We start from the raw sequence: 19221 nt of genomic DNA on the forward strand, positions 1-19221 counted from the left end.
TTGGAATGCGTTCCCCTTGTAGGAGTGAGCCTGCTCGCGATAGCGGTTAAGCAGTCGCCGCTGCAACCTCTGGCTCAACCACCGCAACCAACCCCTCCTTCATCCGCTGCGCATCACGCACAAAACACCGCGCCGCCAGAAACAGAAAGACCATGGTCAAAAACAGCGCCACCGGAATCAGGTACATCGCGTCATGCAGCCCGACTGCCTTGAACGCCTCGGTCATCTGCTCAGCCCCCGCCGCCGCCATCGCCGTGTGCGCGAAATGATCTGACAAACCACCCACCACCACCGGCCCCAGACCACCGCCCAACAGATACAACCCGGCAAAGAACAACGCCATCGCTGTCGCCCGCAGGCGCGGTTCGACCACGTCCTGAATCGCCGTGTAAACGCAGGTGTAGAAGTTGTAGGCAAACAGCCAACCAACACTGAACACCGCGACGAATACGCCAATCTCGATGCGCCCCGAATGCAACGCCCACGCCGTGCACAACGTCGAAACAATCAGACTGAACGCGGCGAACAACAGCCGCCCGTTGGCCACGCGCTGGTGAATCTTGTCAGCAATCCAGCCACCCAGGGTCAAACCGACCAGCCCGGTCACGCCAACAATGATCCCGGTGGCCACCGCCGCTTCCTGCAACGGCATCAGGAAGTAGCGTTGCAGCATCGGCACCAGAAACGAGTTGCAGGCGTACGTCGCGAAGTTGAAACACAACCCGGCCATCACCAGCCAAAGAAAAGTCGGCACCGCCAGAATCCGGCGGATCGGCTTGTCGACTTTCTCTTGCGAAACCTGCACGGTTTCCGCCGCCCCGCGCTTCGGCTCTTTGATAAAGAACATGAAAATCGCCAGAAGCAGACCCGGCACCGCCGCAATAAAGAACGGCGCACGCCAGCTGTCGAAAGCCTTGACCATCCAGCCGATGGTGAAGAAAGCCAGCAACAGGCCCAGCGGCAGACCGAGCATGAAAATGCCCATCGCCCGCGCCCGACGATGCGCCGGAAACAAGTCACCGATCAATGAGTTGGCCGCCGGCGCATAACTGGCTTCGCCGATGCCGATGCCCATGCGCACGATCAGGAAGCTCCAGAAACTGCCGACCAGACCATTGACCGCCGTCAGCGCGCTCCACGTTGCCAGGCCCCAGCCCATCAGTTTGCTGCGCGAACCGGTATCGGCCATGCGCCCCAAGGGCAGGCCGGCAATGGCATAAACGATGGTGAATGCGGTACCGACGATGCCCAGTTGAAAGTCACTGAGGTGCCATTCCATACGGATTGGTTCGATGATGATCGCCGGAATGGTGCGGTCGAAGAAGTTGAACAGGTTGGCGAGGAACAGCAGGAACAGAATGCGCCAGGCATTCGCCGCTTGGGTCGAGTTCTGCATGGGTCCGTCTCTTTATTGTTATGGGGCTTCACTGCCAACGCATCCGAGCCCGGAACCTGCAATCTAGTCAGCCGCGCCGAGGCTGTCTGTGATCATTCGTCTGCCTGATATCGGCCCATGGCACTGTAACGAAACGTAAGCCCTTGATAAGCCTGCAATCCCCCGAAAACCGGGGCTTTTGCGGCAAAACCTTGCCACAAAAAAATAGTTTCGCGCCCCCCTTCCCAAGTCTGCGGCAAAGCCTAGAATGGCCGCCGGATCCGTCCGGATCTCCCGATCAATCCCTTTGATACCCTCGCCCATGTCTGAAGTCAGTCCGTGTCTGAATTGCGGTGCCTGCTGTTCCCATTTTCGCGTGTCTTTCTTTTGGGGTGAGTGCTCATCTTCCGGCGGCACGGTGCCTGATGAACTGGTCACACAGATCAGTCCCAGCCGCGTGGCGATGAACGGCACCGACTGCAAATCGCCGCGCTGCACAGCGCTGGTCGGCGAAGTGGGCAGCGAGGTGAAGTGCTCGATTTATGAATTGCGCTCCAGCCCCTGCCGCGAATTCGAATCGTCTTGGGAAAACGGCGAACAGAATGTCGATTGCGATAAGGCCCGCGCGCGTTTCGGCTTGCCGCCGCTGCAACCGGACTGGGCGCGAATCCCTTTCGAACAGATCGCTTAAGCCTTTAGCGCCAATCGCTATGACGCTAATGCCGAAATCATTAGCGCCAATGTGCCACTACCCCTTCCAGGCCAAAAACCGCCTCTATACTCCTGTCATTCGCCTGCGTTCACCGCGCAGTCAGGACGACTTCAGAGACGGGGCATGCTATGGAGTGGCTTGGTTTGCAGTTTGTTACCGAGCTGCCAGAGAGCGGGCAGGTCATTTTAGATTGCACACATAATCCCTTGCTGGTGCTGGTGGCCTATCTGGTTGCCTGCGCGGCGAGTTTTGCCACTCTGGATATGGCTGAGCGCGTTGTAAATGCCGAAGATCCGGGGTCGCGGCGGATCTGGCGCTGGATCGGCGCGACCTGCCTTGCAGGCGGCATCTGGGCCATGCATTTCATCGGCATGCTGGCTTTCCAGACACCGATCGACATTCAGTACGACCTTGGCATCACCCTTTTCTCGTTGCTGATCGCCCTGCTCGCCTCTTGGCTGGCCATGCAAACCCTGAGCGAAGTGCAGCCGAGTGCATTGCATTGCTTGAAAACCGCGTTTGTCATCGGCCTGGGCATCGCCGGCATGCATTACGTTGGCATGGCGGCGATGAAGTCGAGCGCCACCGCCTACTATCATCCAGGACTGTTCGCGCTGTCTGTGGCGATCGCCATCGGCGCCAGTTTCGCAGCGCTGTGGGTGGCCCGCTATCTCAGCGCAGGCAGCGGCGTGGCGCATCAGTTGCTCAAGTACAGCGCTGCGCTGATTCTCGGCGCCGGCATCATCAGCATGCATTTCACCGGTATGGCTGCGCTGGATCTGGTTCTTCCCGAGGGAGGCCTGACAGCGAGCGGCGGCGATAACGGGCATCTGCAACTGGGCCTGACCGTGGCGCTGATCATCCTGCTGATCCTTGGCAGTGCGATCAGTGCGGCGCTGGCCGATAAAAAACTGCAGAACAAGGAAGAAGACCTGCGCCGCGTCAACGCCCTGCTCAGCCAGCTCGATCAAGCGCGCATGTCGCTGCAACAAGCGGCCAACTACGACGCCCTGACCAACCTGATCAACCGCCGCGGGTTCAACCAGATCTTCGCCGAGAAACTCTGCCAGAAAGCCGCCGAGGGCGGCATGCTCGCGGTGATGTTTCTCGACATCGACCACTTCAAGCGGATCAACGACAGCCTCGGTCACGACGCTGGTGACGAACTGCTCAAGGTGATCGCCCAGCACATCAAAGGCTCGGTGCGCAGCCATGAAGACGTGGTCGCGCGTTTCGGCGGCGACGAGTTCTGCATCCTCATCAACCTGCGTGACCGCGAAGAAGCCCGCAATATGGCGCAACGCATCATGCTCAAGATGAAGGAGCCGATCGAACTGGCCGGACGTCGCATGGTGATGACCACCAGCATCGGCATCAGTCTGTTTCCGGAGGACGGCAGCACCTGCGAGGAGCTGCTCAAACACGCCGATCTGGCGCTGTATCAATCCAAAGGCGCGGGGCGCAACGGCCTGCACTTTTTCAGTTCCAACCTCAAGACCCGCGCCAGTTTCGAGCTGCAACTGGAAGAAGAACTGCGCCACGCCTTGCGCGAAGAAAACGGCCTGACGCTCTATTACCAACCGATTTTTGAACTGAAAACCGGCCGTGTCACCAAGCTCGAAGCGCTGATCCGCTGGCAACATCCGCTGCACGGTTTGCTGACCCCGGATCGCTTTATCACCATCGCCGAAAACAATGGCCTGATCGCCGAACTGGACAACTGGGTGCTGCGCCGCGCCTGCAAGGATCTGGGCGAATTGTCGCGGCATGGCTGCGAAGAACTGAAAATCGCCTGGAACTGCTCGCCACTCAACCTCACCCGAGATGAACTGGCCAACGAAATCGAACAGGCATTGCGCAGCGCCGGGGTGGCGCCGGAACGGCTGGAACTGGAAGTCACCGAAAACGCGCTGATGGGCAACATTGCCAACACCCTGGTGCTGCTGCGACAGATTCGTGCCTTGGGTGTGTCGCTGTCGATCGACGACTTCGGCACCGGCTATTCCTCGCTGGCCTACCTCAAGCGCCTGCCGCTCAACACCCTGAAGATCGACCGCTCGTTCATCCTCGACATTCCCACGGCAACCGCCGACATGGAGATCGTCCAGGCGATCATCGTCATGGCGCACACCCTGCATTTGCAGGTGGTCACCGAAGGCGTGGAAAGCCTGGAGCAGTACGAATTCCTCGAACGCTCGGGCTGCGATTTCATTCAGGGTTACCTGCTCAGCCGTCCGGTGCCGCTGGACGAACTGCGCCCGGTGCTGGAAGAAATCAATCAGCGCAAACATTCACACGCGGTCAATCCGTTGATTCTGGCGCGCGGTACATTTGCACCAGTGTCGCTGGATCCTGCGCCAAAAAGCCCTGTGCCCCATGCAGGCGCATCAATTGTGCGGCCAATCCGCTGATCGGCGTCGCCGAACCTTGTTCGCGGGAGAATTTCACGGCGGTGTCGAGATCCTTGAGCAACGTGCGCACGTGCCATTTGATCGGTTCGAAACGGCTCTCGGCCATTTGCGGCGCAAGAATCTGCAACGGTTTTGAATCGGCAAAACCACCCGCCAGCGCCTCGGCGATCAGACTCGCATCGACCCCGGCCTGCTCCGCCAGCGCCACCACTTCGGCGATCACCAGCGCATTGCAGGCGACGATCATCTGGTTGCAGGCCTTGGTCACTTGCCCGGCGCCGATGCCGCCCATGTGCGTGACGCGCTGACCGAGGTTGAGCAGCACCGCACGCACGCGCTGAAGATCTACGGTATCGCCGCCGACCATGATCGCCAGACTCCCCGCCTCGGCACCTACCACGCCGCCGGACACCGGCGAATCTAGCCAGGACATACCGGTTTTCTCCAGCAGTTGCGCCGCCATCTCGCGAGTGGCCGTCGGTTCAAGACTGGAAAAATCCACCAGCAGTTGACCGCTTTTCGCGCCTTCGGCAATACCGCCAGCGCCAAACACCACCTCGCGAACCACCGTCGTATCGGCCAGACACAGCATCACCACGTCGGCGTATTCGCACAGTTCAGCGGCGGTCGCCACCTGTCGGGCACCGGCCTCGACCAGTGGCGCGCACTTGGCCGGGTTGCGATTCCACACGGTCAGCGGGTAACCCGCGGCCAACAAACGGCGGCACATGGGCAGGCCCATCAGACCGATTCCGGCGAACCCCAACGAAGGTAGCGTTGACATCATTTTGCCTCTTTTCGATTAAAGATCGCCGAATAATGGCCGATTCATCAACGATCAGGAAAGGATTCCCCCCAGCGACAGTCAGGCCAAAAACCTGATGCTCGGGCTCAATTCGCGCAAATAAAAGACGCGAGATCTTATTCCGTGAGGTTCGTAGGCAAAGGCCAGCGAGCCAACCAGTCCAGGTATATGGCGCACAATGACTTCTAAAAATAATCCCGCCACTGCGGTATCCGATCTGACTTTGAGCCCCGCCGCCAACAGCCCGTCATCGTCGAAGCCATTGGTCCCGTCGCGCCCGCTGTCGACTCAGCAGTACCTGTACTTCACTGAAACCAATACCGACCGCATCCTCGACAACCTCGACGGCCTGCGTGATCTGGTGTTCCCGCGCCCACCGCACCTGGAAGGCGACAACGAACAGCACAACGACCAGGAATTCCCCTCGGTGTGCCTGATCGGCCTCGGTCGCTGCGGCTCGAACATCGCCCTCGATGTTGCGGAGCTGGTGTACAACGCACGCAAGTTCTACCTCAACGAATTCAACAACGAAGACCGCGCGGCGGATCGCCGACTGGCCGACAAGGGTTACAGCCCGGCGCAGTGGATCAAGAACAACCTGCGCATCGGCCCGAACAAATCGACCAAACCGGTGTTTCTGGTCGAACCGCTGGTGATGCTCGGCGACCTCGACAAAGACATCGCCGGGCGTATCCGTTTCTCGCGCAAGGGCGAGAAAAGCGGCTTCCTGCGCGACTACAGCAAAATGAAGATCATGGACTTGTCCGAAGTCCACGCCGGTGGCGCCGGTAACGCGCCGATCCTCGGCCAGTACCTGGCGAAGATCATCCTCAACAAGGACACCCAGCGCTTCTCCAGCCCTGACTGGAAAATGATCCACTCGTACCTGATCGACAGCTGCGGCATCAAGGCCAACCAGTCGCGCCTGTATTTCTCGATCTTCAGTGCCGGCGGCGGTACCGGTTCCGGCATGGCTTCGGAGTTCGGTCTGGCCCAGCAGCACTCGTACATGAACAAGACGTTCGACACCAAACCGATGGACGAGCATGACGGCAAGAGCGGTCATTCGTTTGTGTTCGAACCGATCTTCACCAGCGGCATCTGCGTGCTGCCGAACATTTCCGACCACCGCAGCGAAATGTCCGAGGCGCTGCACATCAACGCCGGTCGCCTGCTGTGCAAATACCTTTCCGAAGAATGGGATTTCTCCTACAACTTCGCCAATGAAGACAGCAGCGAAGCCAGCGTCATGGGCCGTATCCGCCCATGGAACGCGATGATGCTGATCTCCAACGACATCATGCGTTACGCCGAAGAGAGCGATGACGGCAACATCCAGAACATTGATGTCAATGCGATGGAGAAACACGCCAACCAGTACATCTCGCAGCAGATCTTCAACATTCTCACGGCGCAGGCAGTCACCACTGACTACGACCAGAACTACTTCCGCCGCGCCGGCATCGACATCGGCGAAACCATTCGCCTCGACGCCAACGACTTGTTCATGAGCCTGGCCGGCCCGGTGGCGATCGCCTACGCCGAATCGGTGGTGCCGGAAACCCCGCCGCCGAGCAGCGACAAATTCAAGGTGTTCGACAAAGAGCCGCAGCGCCTGAACATCGACGACCTGTTCTTCCGCTCGATCGACCTGCCGCACTTCAACAAAGTGACGCAGGCGATTGAAGGCATCAGCCTGCTGCCGATCGAGTCCAAGCGTTATCGCGCTTCACTGGAGCAATACAAGAATTCCGGCTACGACGCCGCCGCGCTGCACGATCTGCACTTCTTCAAGAATTGCTCGTCGGTGGTCTCGATCGTTTCGCTGCCGAAAGACTACAAGCTGTCGTACATGGACCTGAACCGGTTGAAGACCCACCTCAACAGCCTGTTCCCCAACACCACGCTCAAGCGTTACGCACTGGTGATCGGCGCCTCGGCCAACCTCTCGCTGACCACGTTGATCGCCAAGAGCCCGTGCCTGTCGGATGACTTCCTGACCTTGATCGTTGCGTTTATCAAACGCTGCTTCGCGAAAAACCCGTACCGCTTCGACGAGACCCTGGACAACTCGATCCTCGATTTCATCATCAATGAAGAGTTCGACGAAGACCGGATTGATGACCTGCTCAACGAGTTCGAGAACCCGGCGAAGATCCTCGACACCAACTGGTACGCGATCAAGCCGATGTACGAGAAGAAGTACCGCGAGCTGATCAACGACAAAGAGAAATTTGTCTCGATCAATGACATTCGTTTGTCGCGCGATTGCGTGAAGAAGTCGATCAAGTATTTGCGCGAGATCTACCGTCACCGGATTGGCAAGACCAAGGTTATTTCGCTGAATAACCATACCGGCAAGTCGTTCTCGGTCTGACCGAGTCGCCCCCTTCGCGAGCAGGCTCGCTCCCACATCTGGAATGCATTCCCCTGTGGGAGCGAGCTTGCTCGCGAAGGGGCCGGCACATTCACTAAAGATTTCAGCCTTTCCAATATCCAGAAACAATTAAGCAGCCGTTAGGCTGCTTACTAAACTGTTCCCGTTACGTTTACGTCACCGTGAGGCCACCATCGCTTGTGGTGTTTCTCTACGGCAACGTGCCATCACGCTACTCCGCTACACACTTTTCGCTGATGACCGGCCGCACCATCAAGGTGCGACGCCGGCAGCGACTGCCCTTTCCTGGACCAGAATCCACGGACGAACTACCACTGCCCACATCTCGGGATCGCGTTCAAAAATATCCAGCGCCCGCGTTTCAGAGAGCTTGGCGAGTTTGTCTTCGGCCAGCCAGGCAGCCACTTTCTCGCCATCATCGGACGCCACAGCCTCGGCAGCGGCGATCAAATCGAGCGCAGGGTCGACCCACAATAGGGCACCCTTGGCGAAGAACGGTTCCAACTCTTTCCAGGTAATAGATGCGGTTTCACCAAGCAGCTTGGCATAGAGGGTGCTAGGTTCTTGATTCATGGGTGCTGTCCGGAAAAGAAATCGACGCGAATGATAACGTCGGTGGTCCGCCAGAAAAACCCGGTTGCAAAAGGCTGCACCGAACGAAAAGAGCAGGAACGCCAAGGAATGCTGATGATTGGGCTATATGCCCACGAACGCCCCGCCGCGATTCTGTCTTTTTCATTCAAAAATGCGACACCCCCAGGTTTTGCCCCTCGGCGCCCGCTTCCCAGGCTGACAACCGGCGCTCTACACTGTACCGGTACAGTTGCCGGGGGCATTTCCGGAGGGTATCGCAAAGATATCTGACCCGGTTCTGCTGCTACGGCGCCAGAACTCAAAAAAATTACAACAGTAAGAGTGGAGCACTATGACTAAGGCTACTAAGCAGATTTCCAAACTGTTTGCCGCTATGGTTCTGGCCGGGGTTGCCAGCCATTCGTTCGCAGCTGACACCATCAAAATCGGTATCGCCGGTCCTAAAACCGGTCCAGTAGCCCAGTACGGCGACATGCAGTTCAGCGGCGCAAAAATGGCCATTGAGCAAATCAACGCCAAGGGCGGCGTCGACGGCAAGAAACTCGAAGCCGTTGAATACGACGATGCCTGCGATCCAAAACAAGCGGTAGCCGTTGCGAACAAAGTCGTCAACGACGGCGTCAAGTTCGTGGTCGGTCACCTGTGCTCCAGCTCCACTCAACCGGCTTCGGACATCTACGAAGACGAAGGCGTGATCATGATCACCCCGGCTGCCACCAGCCCGGACATCACCGCCCGTGGTTACAAAATGATCTTCCGTACTATCGGTCTCGACAGCGCCCAGGGTCCTGCCGCCGGTAACTACATTGCCGATCACGTCAAACCGAAAATCGTCGGCGTACTGCACGACAAACAGCAGTACGGTGAAGGCATCGCCACCGCGGTGAAATCGACTCTCGAGAAGAAAGGCACCAAGGTTGCCGTGTTCGAAGGCGTCAACGCCGGCGACAAAGACTTCTCGGCGATCATCGCCAAACTCAAACAAGCCAACGTCGACTTCGTTTACTACGGCGGCTACCACCCGGAGCTGGGTCTGATCCTGCGTCAAGCACAGGAAAAAGGCCTGAAAGCCAAGTTCATGGGTCCGGAAGGCGTGGGTAACGACTCGATCACCCAGATCGCCAAAGACGCAGCCGAAGGCCTGCTGGTGACCCTGCCGAAATCCTTCGACCAGGATCCAGCCAACATCGCCCTGGCCGATGCCTTCAAGGCGAAGAAAGAAGATCCGAGCGGTCCGTTCGTGTTCCCGTCCTACTCGGCGGTTGAAGTGATTGCCGAAGGCATCAAGGCAGCCAAGTCCGAAGACGCGACCAAAGTGGCTGAAGCCATTCATGCCGGTACCTTCAAGACGCCTACTGGCGACCTGAGCTTCGACGCCAAGGGCGACCTCAAAGACTTCAAATTCGTGGTTTACGAGTGGCACAACGGCAAACCTAAAACTGAAGTTTCGCCTCAGTAAGGCGCTGCCTGACTGACTGCCAATAAAGCCCACGGCGTGCCGTGGGCTTTGTTTTACGAATGTATTGGGCCGCGCTGGCGTGATCCGCCAGTCTCCCCACCTGAAAATCTCAAAACCGTCATCAGCGGTTCGCTGGCAAAACCCGGATTCGAAGTGGATAAAGATCCACGGGGCCGGGCGGGAAAATGACTCCACCAGTGAAATGCGTATCAGGTTTTTAGGAGCGCTGTAATGCCTGACATCTATCACTTCTTCCAACAGCTGGTTAACGGCCTGAACGTTGGCAGCATGTATGCCTTGATCGCCATCGGCTACACGATGGTCTACGGCATCATTGGAATGATCAACTTCGCCCACGGCGAGGTGTACATGATCGGCTCTTACGTGGCGTTCATCGCCATCGCCGGGTTGACCATGATGGGACTCGACAGTGTCCCGCTGTTGATGACCGCGGCGTTCATCGCCAGCATCGTCGTCACCAGTTCCTACGGTTACAGCATCGAACGGATCGCCTACCGCCCCCTGCGCGGCAGCAACCGTCTGATCCCGCTGATTTCCGCGATCGGTATGTCGATCTTCCTGCAGAACACGGTTCTGCTGGCGCAAGACTCCAAGGACAAAGCTATCCCCAACCTGATTCCGGGCAACATTGCCTTCGGTCCAGGTGGCGCACAAGAAGTGCTGATTTCCTACATGCAAATCGTGGTGTTCGTGGTGACTCTGATCGCCATGCTCGGCCTGACGCTGTTCATCTCCCGCTCTCGCCTGGGTCGCGCCTGCCGCGCCTGCGCCGAAGACATCAAGATGGCCAACCTGCTCGGCATCAACACCAACAACATCATCGCCCTGACCTTCGTCATTGGTGCCGCGCTGGCAGCCGTTGCGGCTGTGCTGCTGAGCATGCAATACGGGGTGATCAACCCGAACGCCGGTTTCCTCGTCGGCCTCAAAGCCTTCACCGCCGCAGTATTGGGCGGGATTGGCAGCATCCCCGGCGCCATGCTCGGCGGGCTGGTGCTTGGGGTGGCGGAAGCCTTTGGTGCCGATATCTTCGGCGACCAGTACAAGGATGTCGTGGCTTTCGGCTTGTTGGTTCTGGTGCTGTTGTTCCGTCCGACCGGCATTCTGGGCCGTCCGGAGGTTGAGAAAGTATGACTAGGAATCTTAAACAGGCGCTGTTCAGCGCTTTGCTGGTGTGGGCCGTGGCCTACCCGGTACTCGGTCTGAAACTGACCATCGTCGGCATCAACCTGGAAGTGCACAACACCAGCCCGGCCGTACTGGCGACCATCGCCATCTGCTCGGTGCTGATGTTCCTGCGCGTGCTGTTCAATCAGCAGATCAGCAAAGCCTGGCGCTCGTCGCCCGGCCTGCCGCTGATTCCGGCCAAGGCGAGCAACTTCCTCACCCTGCCGACCACTCAGCGCTATTTCATCATTGCGCTGATCCTGGTGGCGCTGGTGTGGCCGTTCTTCGGCTCCCGTGGCGCGGTGGACATCGCCACGCTGATCCTGATCTACGTGATGCTCGGCCTCGGCCTGAACATCGTCGTCGGTCTGGCCGGTCTGCTCGACCTCGGTTACGTCGGTTTCTATGCCGTCGGCGCCTACAGCTACGCGCTGCTGTCGCACTACTACGGCCTGAGCTTCTGGATCTGCCTGCCGATTGCCGGCCTGATGGCGGCGACGTTCGGCTTCCTCCTGGGCTTCCCGGTGCTGCGTTTGCGCGGTGACTATCTGGCGATCGTGACCCTTGGTTTCGGTGAGATCATCCGTCTGTTCCTGCGCAACCTGACCGACATCACCGGCGGTCCGAACGGCATCAGCAACATCGAGAAACCAACGTTCTTCGGTCTGACCTTCGAACGTAAAGCCGCGGAAGGCATGCAAACCTTCCACGAGTATTTCGGCCTGCAATACAACTCGATCAACAAGGTGATCTTCCTTTACCTGGTTGCCCTGTTGCTCGCACTGGCGGCACTGTTCGTCATCAACCGCCTGCTGCGCATGCCGATCGGTCGTGCGTGGGAAGCGCTGCGTGAAGACGAAATCGCTTGCCGTGCACTGGGTCTGAATCCAACGATCATCAAGCTCTCCGCGTTCACTCTCGGCGCTGCGTTCGCCGGTTTCGCCGGTAGCTTCTTCGCTGCGCGTCAGGGTCTGGTGACGCCGGAGTCGTTCACCTTCATCGAGTCGGCGATCATCCTCGCCATCGTTGTATTGGGTGGCATGGGCTCGCAGTTGGGCGTGATCCTGGCGGCCGTGGTGATGATCCTGTTGCCGGAAATGATGCGTGAGTTCAGCGAGTACCGCATGTTGATGTTCGGTGCGCTGATGGTGTTGATGATGATCTGGCGTCCACAAGGTCTGCTGCCGATGCAACGCCCACACATGGAGTTGCGAAAATGAGCCGCGAGATCCTTAAAGTCGAAAACCTGAGCATGCGCTTCGGCGGCTTGCTGGCGGTCAACGGCGTGGCCCTGACCGTCAAAGAGAAACAAGTGGTGGCACTGATCGGGCCGAACGGCGCGGGCAAGACCACCGTATTCAACTGCCTGACCGGTTTCTACAAGCCATCTGGCGGCAGCATCCTGCTGGACGGCGAGCCGATTCAAGGCCTGCCGGGCCACAAGATCGCCCTCAAAGGCGTGGTGCGTACCTTCCAGAACGTGCGCCTGTTCAAGGACATGACGGCGGTCGAGAACCTGTTGATCGCCCAGCACCGTCACTTGAACACCAACTTCCTGTCCGGTCTGTTCAAGACCCCGGCGTTTCGCAAAAGCGAGCGCGAGGCCATGGAGTTCGCCGAGTACTGGCTGGAAAAGGTCAACCTCAAAGAGTTCGCCAACCGTACCGCCGGCACCCTGGCCTACGGTCAGCAACGACGTCTGGAAATCGCCCGCTGCATGATGACCCGTCCGCGGATCCTCATGCTCGACGAACCGGCCGCCGGCCTGAACCCGAAGGAAACCGAAGACCTCAAAGCGCTGATCAGCGTGCTGCGTGAAGAGCACAACGTCACCGTGCTGCTGATCGAACACGACATGAAACTGGTCATGAGCATTTCCGACCACATCGTCGTGATCAACCAGGGCACGCCTCTGGCCGACGGTACGCCGGAACAGATCCGCGACAATCCTGAAGTGATCAAAGCCTACCTGGGGGAAGCGTAAATGCTGCAGTTCGAAAACGTTTCCACCTTCTACGGCAAGATCCAGGCCCTGCACAGCGTCAACGTCGAAGTCCGTCAGGGCGAGATCGTGACCCTGATCGGTGCCAACGGTGCCGGCAAGTCCACGCTGCTGATGACGCTCTGCGGTTCACCGCAAGCGCACAGCGGCAGCATCCGCTACATGGGTGAGGAACTGGTCGGCCAGGACTCGTCGCAGATCATGCGCAAGAGCATCGCGGTGGTGCCGGAAGGTCGTCGGGTATTCGCCCGTCTGACCGTTGAAGAAAACCTCTCCATGGGCGGCTTCTTCACCGACAAGGGCGACTATCAGGAGCAAATGGACAAGGTCCTCGGCCTGTTCCCGCGCCTGAAAGAACGCTTCAACCAGCGCGGCGGCACCATGTCCGGCGGCGAACAGCAAATGCTCGCCATCGGCCGTGCGCTGATGAGCAAGCCGAAACTGCTGCTGCTCGACGAGCCGTCGCTGGGCCTGGCACCGATCATCATCCAGCAGATTTTCGACATCATCGAAATGCTGCGCAAGGACGGTGTGACCGTGTTCCTGGTCGAGCAGAACGCCAACCAGGCGCTGAAAATCGCTGACCGCGCCTACGTTCTGGAGAACGGCCGCGTGGTCATGCAAGGCACTGGTGAAGCACTGCTGACCGACCCGAAAGTACGCGAGGCGTATCTCGGCGGCTGATGCATTTCACCCAACAAAAAAACGGCCTTCGGGCCGTTTTTTTGTGCCCACCACCACCTGAGTTCCCCCCCGAATCCCTGTGGGAGCGAGCTTGCTCGCGAAGGCGTAGTGTCAGACACCGTTTATGTAGATGACACACCGCATTCGCGAGCAAGCTCGCTCCCACAATTGGTTGCAAGAGCGGTCAAGCCATCTCAGTACGGATTACAGTGCTGCGCTACCGCTGTAGCCTGATCGACATAAGGCCGTGCCGGCTCAAGGTTCCACTCAGGCTTGTTCCTGACAGGTTTGCCCTCGTAGGTCGCCGCCAGATGGCAGACCATCTGCCGACGCAACGACCCACCATTGATGCTGTACTGCCGCCACTGCTGATCGTCTTTGTGCTTGTTGTACAACTCGGCAAACATCCGGTCGGTCTGGTCGTCCTTGATCGCGCGGCCGCATGCGGTCGGAACCACCGAGAGCGACCAGGTGTTCGGCCCCAGTTTCGGATCGGGCCGTTGTACCCAGGTGCTCGACTCGATGTACTTCTCACAGAACTGCGTTGGCGCCGGTGCGCTTTGCACGCAAGAGAACGTGGCCTTGGCGGTCGGGGTTCGCGGGAAATCGATCTTGATGATGTTGCGGTCCTTGCCGGTCTTCTCCTTGTAGTCGCGCTGATTGGCCAAGGCGTCGTTCAAGCCGCGCTGATCGCTGTAGAAAAACGCCAGAACTGGCAGCTCGTCGGTCTTCGGGTTGCCTAGACGCAGTTCGGTCTGGGTTTGAAACTCGCGACTGTTGATGACTTTGCGCGCGCCCATGAAGTTGCGAAAGGCGTCGACCCGCTCCTTGCTGCTCATCGGATTGCGCATATTGAAGCCGCACTGCAACTGGTCCTGTTGCCGATTGTTGTTGTACTGGGTGAAGTGCGCGACCCAGGCATTCGGATTGCTGATCGGCGGTTTCATGGCTTGGCAAACCGCTTCTGAAGCCGTGGTGTTTTTGTTGTCGCCGCACCCCCGGTCATTGCGATAGTCGGTCCAGGCGTCATTGGGAAAGGCGCAGTACACGTGCACCGGCGTCTCGGGGTCGCGAATCAGATCCCTTGGCGTAATGAGGTAGCCATTCTGCGTGCTCATGCCGGGGTCTTCATAGCTGATGCCATCGGCGCGCATATACGAGGCGGCAAACGTTCCCAGCTCCACAGCTTTCGGGCTGGGATTCCACACATCCCATTTTTGCCCCTTCGCCGGGTCCGCCCGATGCGTGCCGCGCACCAGTAGCCCGGAACAGTCTGACGCGGGGTCCTGCCCGCAACTGTCGACGGTCTTGTTGTACAACGTTTCAACCTTTTTCAGCGTCTCGTCGCATGACTCGGCACTGGCCCAAGTCGCCTGAACCAGCAGTGGCAACATCAAAAATGGCGTGATCCTGTTCAAACATTTTTTCATGGCTTGCATCTCCTTGATTAGCCAAACACATCTTCAACGCGGGACCGGATTGCACCCCGCTGCCCGAGTCTCGCTGTCCGACAACGCCGGGCGAAACGGCTCGAGATTCCACGGCGTCTTGGCGCGGTAATTGACCAGGACGCAGCCCAATTGCTGACGCATGCTGCCAACGGATCTTTCGTTATCGCGCCAATTGCTATCGGCCCCTTTGAGGGCGAACAACTGGTCGTACAAAACCCCGAGTTGCTCGTTGGGCAAGGCACGCCCTGCCGCTGTGGGCACCACACTCAAGCTCCACTCATCCTTGCGTGTACCCGGGTCGTAACGCTTGATCCAATTGGCCGAGGCGATGTAGTCGGGCGCAGGCACAACGGGCGTCGGTTGTACGCCGCCTACCATCATCGGCTCGATCGCCTGATCAGCGGCGACATAACTGAAGCGCTGCTCGGGCGGCTTGGTGAAATCCAGGCGCAGGATCGGCACGCTGTAGCCTTGGGCGTGGAGTTTCTTCTGAAAGTTGCGCGCGCTGTTGAGGCCATTTTCCGGTTTCGGTGGCGCCTGATCACCGCGCGTGGCGAAGTTCTGTGTGCTGTTGACGTTGTAGATAAAAGCATCGATGTACTTCATGTTTTCGCTGCCATCGTTGGTCGCCGTGGCGTTCTTCAACATGAATTCGTTGACCTGGGCACTGAAGGCAAAAGGGTCTTTGTTGGTGGTGTTCGGCCGCGACTCGTGGACGCGGATCATCGCTTTCCAGTCGCTGGGTTTTTCCGCGTTCCATGAACACTGACCATATTGGATCGGGCCCTTCATCAACCCGGTGTATTTCTGCGTCCACTGCTCGGCGGTACTGACCCCGGCTTCGGCGCAGGTACCATAGGCCAGCGCGGCATTGCGATTGTTCATCGCGCCTTGAGCGGTGCGCGGCGGCTCACGGCTGTCGAAAAAGCCGCAGCCATACCACTTGCGCTCAGGCCCGGTGCCGCCGTCGAATGCGTAGATGCAGGTAAATCCCTGCTCCTTGACCGGCAGGTTCAGAGCCGCCGCATCGCTGGGCGTGCGCAGAATGAAACCGGCCGGATGAATAAGAATTCGCGTGCTCAGATCCTTGCGGATCCACGAGTAGGAAGTCGCGCCGATCTTGATCGCGTAAGGGCTGTAATCCCAAGGATTGAAGGGCCCGTCGTTGACCATTCGCAAGGTCACGCCGCTGCAATAGTAGAGGCCGCGTGCAGCACCGGTGTCGGGTTCCTGGCAGGCGTCCTTGAGGGTGTTGTAGTTGAGGTTGATGCGTTTGAGGGTGTCCTGCGGATCGGAAACTGTCTGGGCAGCCGCCGAACTGAACCACAAGGGGAATGCGCAAGCCAGAACAAAAAATGAAAACCGGCGCGATAGCACAGGTGAATCCGAGCGATCCTTTTTCATGAGATACCGTCCTGGTAAATAGGCCCGGGCAAAGAGGGCCTTCGAGTTGACTATAGAACACGCATGACAGGGTGGAAAAAACCGGTGAGGTAGATTCCCCCAGGGTTTTGCATTTTTTCTGAAAAATTTCGGCTCGGCTGTAACGCATCGCCATGAGCTTTCTCTAGAGGGACAAGCAAGCGCAATCGCGCTTGTAAAAACCCTGAACAAGACTGGAGAAACATCATGACTGCTACCACCCGCACCCTGTCCGCCACCGCCCTGGTTCTGGCCCTCGGTTCTGCTCTGAGCATGGCTGCTGTATCGACCGTCCATGCCGCAGACGCCGACATGGAAAAATGCTTCGGCGTGGCCATGAAAGGTCACAACGATTGCGCCGCAGGTGCAGGCACTACCTGTGCCGGCACGGCGAAAATGGACTACCAGGCCAACGCCTGGAAACTCGTTCCAAAGGGCACCTGCGCTACCACTGAGAGCAAGACTTCGCCGACCGGTTTCGGTCAGATGCAAGCCTTCAAAGCCAAGTCCTGATCGTTGGCCTGCCTGAGTGACGATCATGCTCACTATCAATGACCATGCCCAATCCCGCACTCAGGCAGCCCGCACCGGGCTCCCGTCCCGTGCCGGGCTGGGGCTCAAGACCGGGCACTTTCGTGAAGTGCTCGGCTCACAACCGGACATCGGCTTCTTCGAAGTCCACGCCGAAAACTACATGGTCGACGGCGGTCCGTTTCATCATTTTCTCGGTTTGATCCGCGAGCAGTATCCGCTGTCGCTGCACGGTGTCGGCTTGTCCATCGGTGCTGAAGGGCCGCTGGATAAACATCATCTTCAGCGCCTTGCCGAGCTGATTCGGCGCTATCAACCGCAAGCCTTTTCCGAACATCTGGCCTGGTCGAGCCATGGCCCGGTGTTTCTCAATGATCTGTTGCCGCTGGCCTATGACACGCCGACGTTGAATCGCGTCTGCGAGCATATCGATCAAGTGCAGAACACGCTCAAACGGCCAATGCTGCTGGAGAATCCGGCAACCTATCTGGCGTTTCAACGCTCAACCCTCGATGAGGCAGATTTCATCGCCGAGGTCATCCGCCGCAGCGGCTGCGGCCTGCTGCTGGACGTCAACAATGTCTACGTTTCTTGCGTGAACCATCAGCGTGATCCACTGGCGTATCTCGAAGCGCTGCCATTACACACGGTGGGTGAAATTCATCTGGCCGGGTTCGCCGAAGATAGCGACAGCCTTGGCGATCGCTTGCTGATCGACGATCACGGCGCGCCGATCGATCAAGCCGTCTGGGGTTTGTACCGGCAAGTGCTGCAACGCATCGGCCCGGTGGCAACGTTGATCGAGCGCGACAATCAAGTGCCGGCGTTTGCGGTGCTACTGGCGGAGGCGCAGCAAGCTGATGCGCTTTTGCTGGATGCCGGAGCACGCACATGAGCGCGCAACGCGATTTCGCTGCCGCGCTCCTTGACACACGGCTACCCTGCCCCGAAGGGCTGTGCAGCGCCAACGGTGCCGATCCGGCAAGCCGTTTTGCGGTGTATCGCAATAACGTGCAGGGTTCGCTGATCAATGCGTTGAGCGACAGTTACCCGGTGGTTGCGCAATTGGTCGGCGATGAATTCTTTCGCGCCATGGCGGCCGTTTTCGTCCAACAGCAGCCGCCGCAGAGTCCGTTGATGAATCGCTATGGCGAAGCGTTCGCCGCCTTCATCCAGACATTCGAACCCGCCTCGAGCGTGCCCTATCTGGCCGATGTCGCGCGCCTTGAGCACCTGCGCACCCTCGCCTACCACGCGGCCGACGCCCTGCCCGTGCGCGCGGAACAGATCACGACAGCACTGGCTGATGTGCAAACGCTGAGTGAGCTGCGCCTCGACCTTCATCCCTCCCTTCACCTGCTCGACTCAGCCTATGCCGTAGTCGCGATCTGGGGCGCACATCAACACGACTCGACGCTGGAGGGGATCGACGTCAACCAAAGGCAACACGCGCTGGTGTTGCGCAATGGCCTGGACGTCGAAGTGTTCGCCCTCGAACCCGGCGCCAGCGTGTTTATCCGCAATCTGATCGATGGACAGCCTCTCCTGGCAGCGGCTGAACACAGCCCTGAATTCGACCTCGCGCAAACCCTCGGCTTACTGATCGCGCGCAACGCCATTACCCACTTGAATAGCAAGGAACTGCCATGAAAACGCTCATCACCCGCGCCATCGCGCTGCTGGAAAAAATCCCCCACAGCCTGGTCGCGTTCATTGCGCGTTTCTCGATTGCCGCAGTGTTCTGGAAGTCAGGACAGACCAAGATTGAAGGTTTGGCCATTGACCTGATCGACGGCACCTTTCAAGTCGGCTGGCCACGTCTGGCCGATTCGACCATTCCGTTATTCAAGAGCGAATACCACGTGCCGCTGCTGTCGCCAGAGATTGCAGCGCACATGGCGGCGTTCGCCGAACACTTCTTCCCGCTGCTGATCCTGATTGGCTTCGCTACACGGTTTTCGGCGTTGGCGTTGTTGGGTATGACATTGGTCATTCAACTGTTTGTGTACCCCGATGCCTATCCGACTCACGGCACCTGGGCGGCGGTGTTGCTGTACCTGATGGCGACAGGGCCAGGCAAGTTGTCGATTGATCATCTGATCGCCCGCCGTCTTTCCCGCTAAGCAAAATCCCTGTAGGAGTGAGCCTGCTCGCGATAGCGGTGTGTCAGGTAACTCATCCGCGACTGA

Annotated in this window: 17 protein-coding genes; 12 read left to right on the top strand and 5 right to left on the bottom strand. The window is 58.6% G+C overall.

Annotated features, from left to right (window positions below):
• Window positions 1–46: 46 nt before the first annotated feature.
• Window positions 47–1396, bottom strand: a complete 1350-nt coding sequence (locus tag ACW9IR_RS23090) for a spinster family MFS transporter (RefSeq protein WP_102902703.1) — start codon at window positions 1394–1396, stop codon at window positions 47–49.
• A gap of 301 nt (window positions 1397–1697) precedes the next feature.
• Here ACW9IR_RS23090 and ACW9IR_RS23095 point away from each other — a divergent pair, with 301 nt between their 5' ends.
• Window positions 1698–2066: a YkgJ family cysteine cluster protein gene (locus ACW9IR_RS23095; protein WP_457465198.1), complete on the top strand. Its 369-nt coding sequence runs from the start codon at window positions 1698–1700 to the stop codon at window positions 2064–2066.
• Between the two features lie 149 nt (window positions 2067–2215).
• Window positions 2216–4498, top strand: a complete 2283-nt coding sequence (locus tag ACW9IR_RS23100) for a putative bifunctional diguanylate cyclase/phosphodiesterase (protein WP_457465199.1) — start codon at window positions 2216–2218, stop codon at window positions 4496–4498.
• Here the strand turns inward: ACW9IR_RS23100 and ACW9IR_RS23105 are convergent.
• On the bottom strand, window positions 4389–5285 hold the full coding sequence (locus ACW9IR_RS23105) for an NAD(P)-dependent oxidoreductase (protein WP_457465200.1): 897 nt from the start codon (window positions 5283–5285) through the stop codon (window positions 4389–4391). The genes ACW9IR_RS23100 and ACW9IR_RS23105 overlap by 110 nt on opposite strands.
• 196 nt (window positions 5286–5481) lie before the next feature.
• Between ACW9IR_RS23105 and ACW9IR_RS23110 the strand changes: the two genes are divergently transcribed.
• Complete coding sequence (locus ACW9IR_RS23110) at window positions 5482–7680, top strand: hypothetical protein (protein ID WP_007918508.1); 2199 nt, start codon at window positions 5482–5484, stop codon at window positions 7678–7680.
• A gap of 273 nt (window positions 7681–7953) precedes the next feature.
• On the opposite strand, the gene ACW9IR_RS23115 is transcribed toward ACW9IR_RS23110, so the two are convergent.
• Window positions 7954–8274, bottom strand: a complete 321-nt coding sequence (locus ACW9IR_RS23115) for a DUF2288 domain-containing protein (protein WP_102902701.1) — start codon at window positions 8272–8274, stop codon at window positions 7954–7956.
• A 352-nt stretch (window positions 8275–8626) separates the two neighbouring features.
• Between ACW9IR_RS23115 and ACW9IR_RS23120 the strand changes: the two genes are divergently transcribed.
• The 5 genes from ACW9IR_RS23120 (at window position 8627) to ACW9IR_RS23140 (ending at window position 13628) form a co-directional block, all read left to right on the top strand.
• Complete coding sequence (locus ACW9IR_RS23120) at window positions 8627–9754, top strand: branched-chain amino acid ABC transporter substrate-binding protein (RefSeq protein ID WP_016986598.1); 1128 nt, start codon at window positions 8627–8629, stop codon at window positions 9752–9754.
• A 231-nt stretch (window positions 9755–9985) separates the two neighbouring features.
• On the top strand, window positions 9986–10909 hold the full coding sequence (gene livH / locus ACW9IR_RS23125; RefSeq protein ID WP_007918526.1) for a high-affinity branched-chain amino acid ABC transporter permease LivH: 924 nt from the start codon (window positions 9986–9988) through the stop codon (window positions 10907–10909).
• Entirely contained in the window at window positions 10906–12162 is a 1257-nt protein-coding gene (locus ACW9IR_RS23130; protein WP_093438700.1) for a high-affinity branched-chain amino acid ABC transporter permease LivM, read from the top strand. The genes livH and ACW9IR_RS23130 overlap by 4 nt, the downstream gene beginning before the upstream one ends.
• Window positions 12159–12926: a high-affinity branched-chain amino acid ABC transporter ATP-binding protein LivG gene (gene livG / locus ACW9IR_RS23135; protein ID WP_027621149.1), complete on the top strand. Its 768-nt coding sequence runs from the start codon at window positions 12159–12161 to the stop codon at window positions 12924–12926. Before ACW9IR_RS23130 ends, livG begins: the two co-directional genes overlap by 4 nt.
• On the top strand, window positions 12927–13628 hold the full coding sequence (locus ACW9IR_RS23140; protein WP_008082262.1) for an ABC transporter ATP-binding protein: 702 nt from the start codon (window positions 12927–12929) through the stop codon (window positions 13626–13628). It begins immediately after the preceding gene.
• A gap of 194 nt (window positions 13629–13822) precedes the next feature.
• Here the strand turns inward: ACW9IR_RS23140 and ACW9IR_RS23145 are convergent, their stop codons facing one another.
• Window positions 13823–15058 (bottom strand): DUF2599 domain-containing protein, encoded by a 1236-nt coding sequence (locus ACW9IR_RS23145; protein ID WP_457465201.1) that lies wholly within the window; start codon window positions 15056–15058, stop codon window positions 13823–13825.
• A gap of 33 nt (window positions 15059–15091) precedes the next feature.
• On the bottom strand, window positions 15092–16483 hold the full coding sequence (locus tag ACW9IR_RS23150; protein ID WP_457465202.1) for a DUF2599 domain-containing protein: 1392 nt from the start codon (window positions 16481–16483) through the stop codon (window positions 15092–15094).
• Between the two features lie 225 nt (window positions 16484–16708).
• On the opposite strand from ACW9IR_RS23150, the gene ACW9IR_RS23155 reads away from it, so the two are divergent.
• From ACW9IR_RS23155 to ACW9IR_RS23170, 4 genes are read left to right on the top strand one after another with little or no spacing between them, the layout of a single operon-like run.
• Window positions 16709–17014: a BufA1 family periplasmic bufferin-type metallophore gene (locus ACW9IR_RS23155; RefSeq protein WP_102902698.1), complete on the top strand. Its 306-nt coding sequence runs from the start codon at window positions 16709–16711 to the stop codon at window positions 17012–17014.
• 25 nt (window positions 17015–17039) lie between these two features.
• Window positions 17040–17927 (top strand): MNIO family bufferin maturase, encoded by an 888-nt coding sequence (gene bufB, locus ACW9IR_RS23160; RefSeq protein ID WP_457465203.1) that lies wholly within the window; start codon window positions 17040–17042, stop codon window positions 17925–17927.
• The gene (locus tag ACW9IR_RS23165; protein ID WP_102902696.1) at window positions 17924–18682 is read left to right on the top strand and encodes an HvfC/BufC N-terminal domain-containing protein; all 759 of its coding nucleotides are present in this window, start codon (window positions 17924–17926) and stop codon (window positions 18680–18682) included. Before bufB ends, ACW9IR_RS23165 begins: the two co-directional genes overlap by 4 nt.
• Window positions 18679–19155, top strand: a complete 477-nt coding sequence (locus tag ACW9IR_RS23170) for a DoxX family protein (RefSeq protein ID WP_457465204.1) — start codon at window positions 18679–18681, stop codon at window positions 19153–19155. Before ACW9IR_RS23165 ends, ACW9IR_RS23170 begins: the two co-directional genes overlap by 4 nt.
• Window positions 19156–19221 lie beyond the last annotated feature (66 nt).

It is taken from the genome of Pseudomonas sp. SDT291_1_S447, assembly GCF_054070155.1.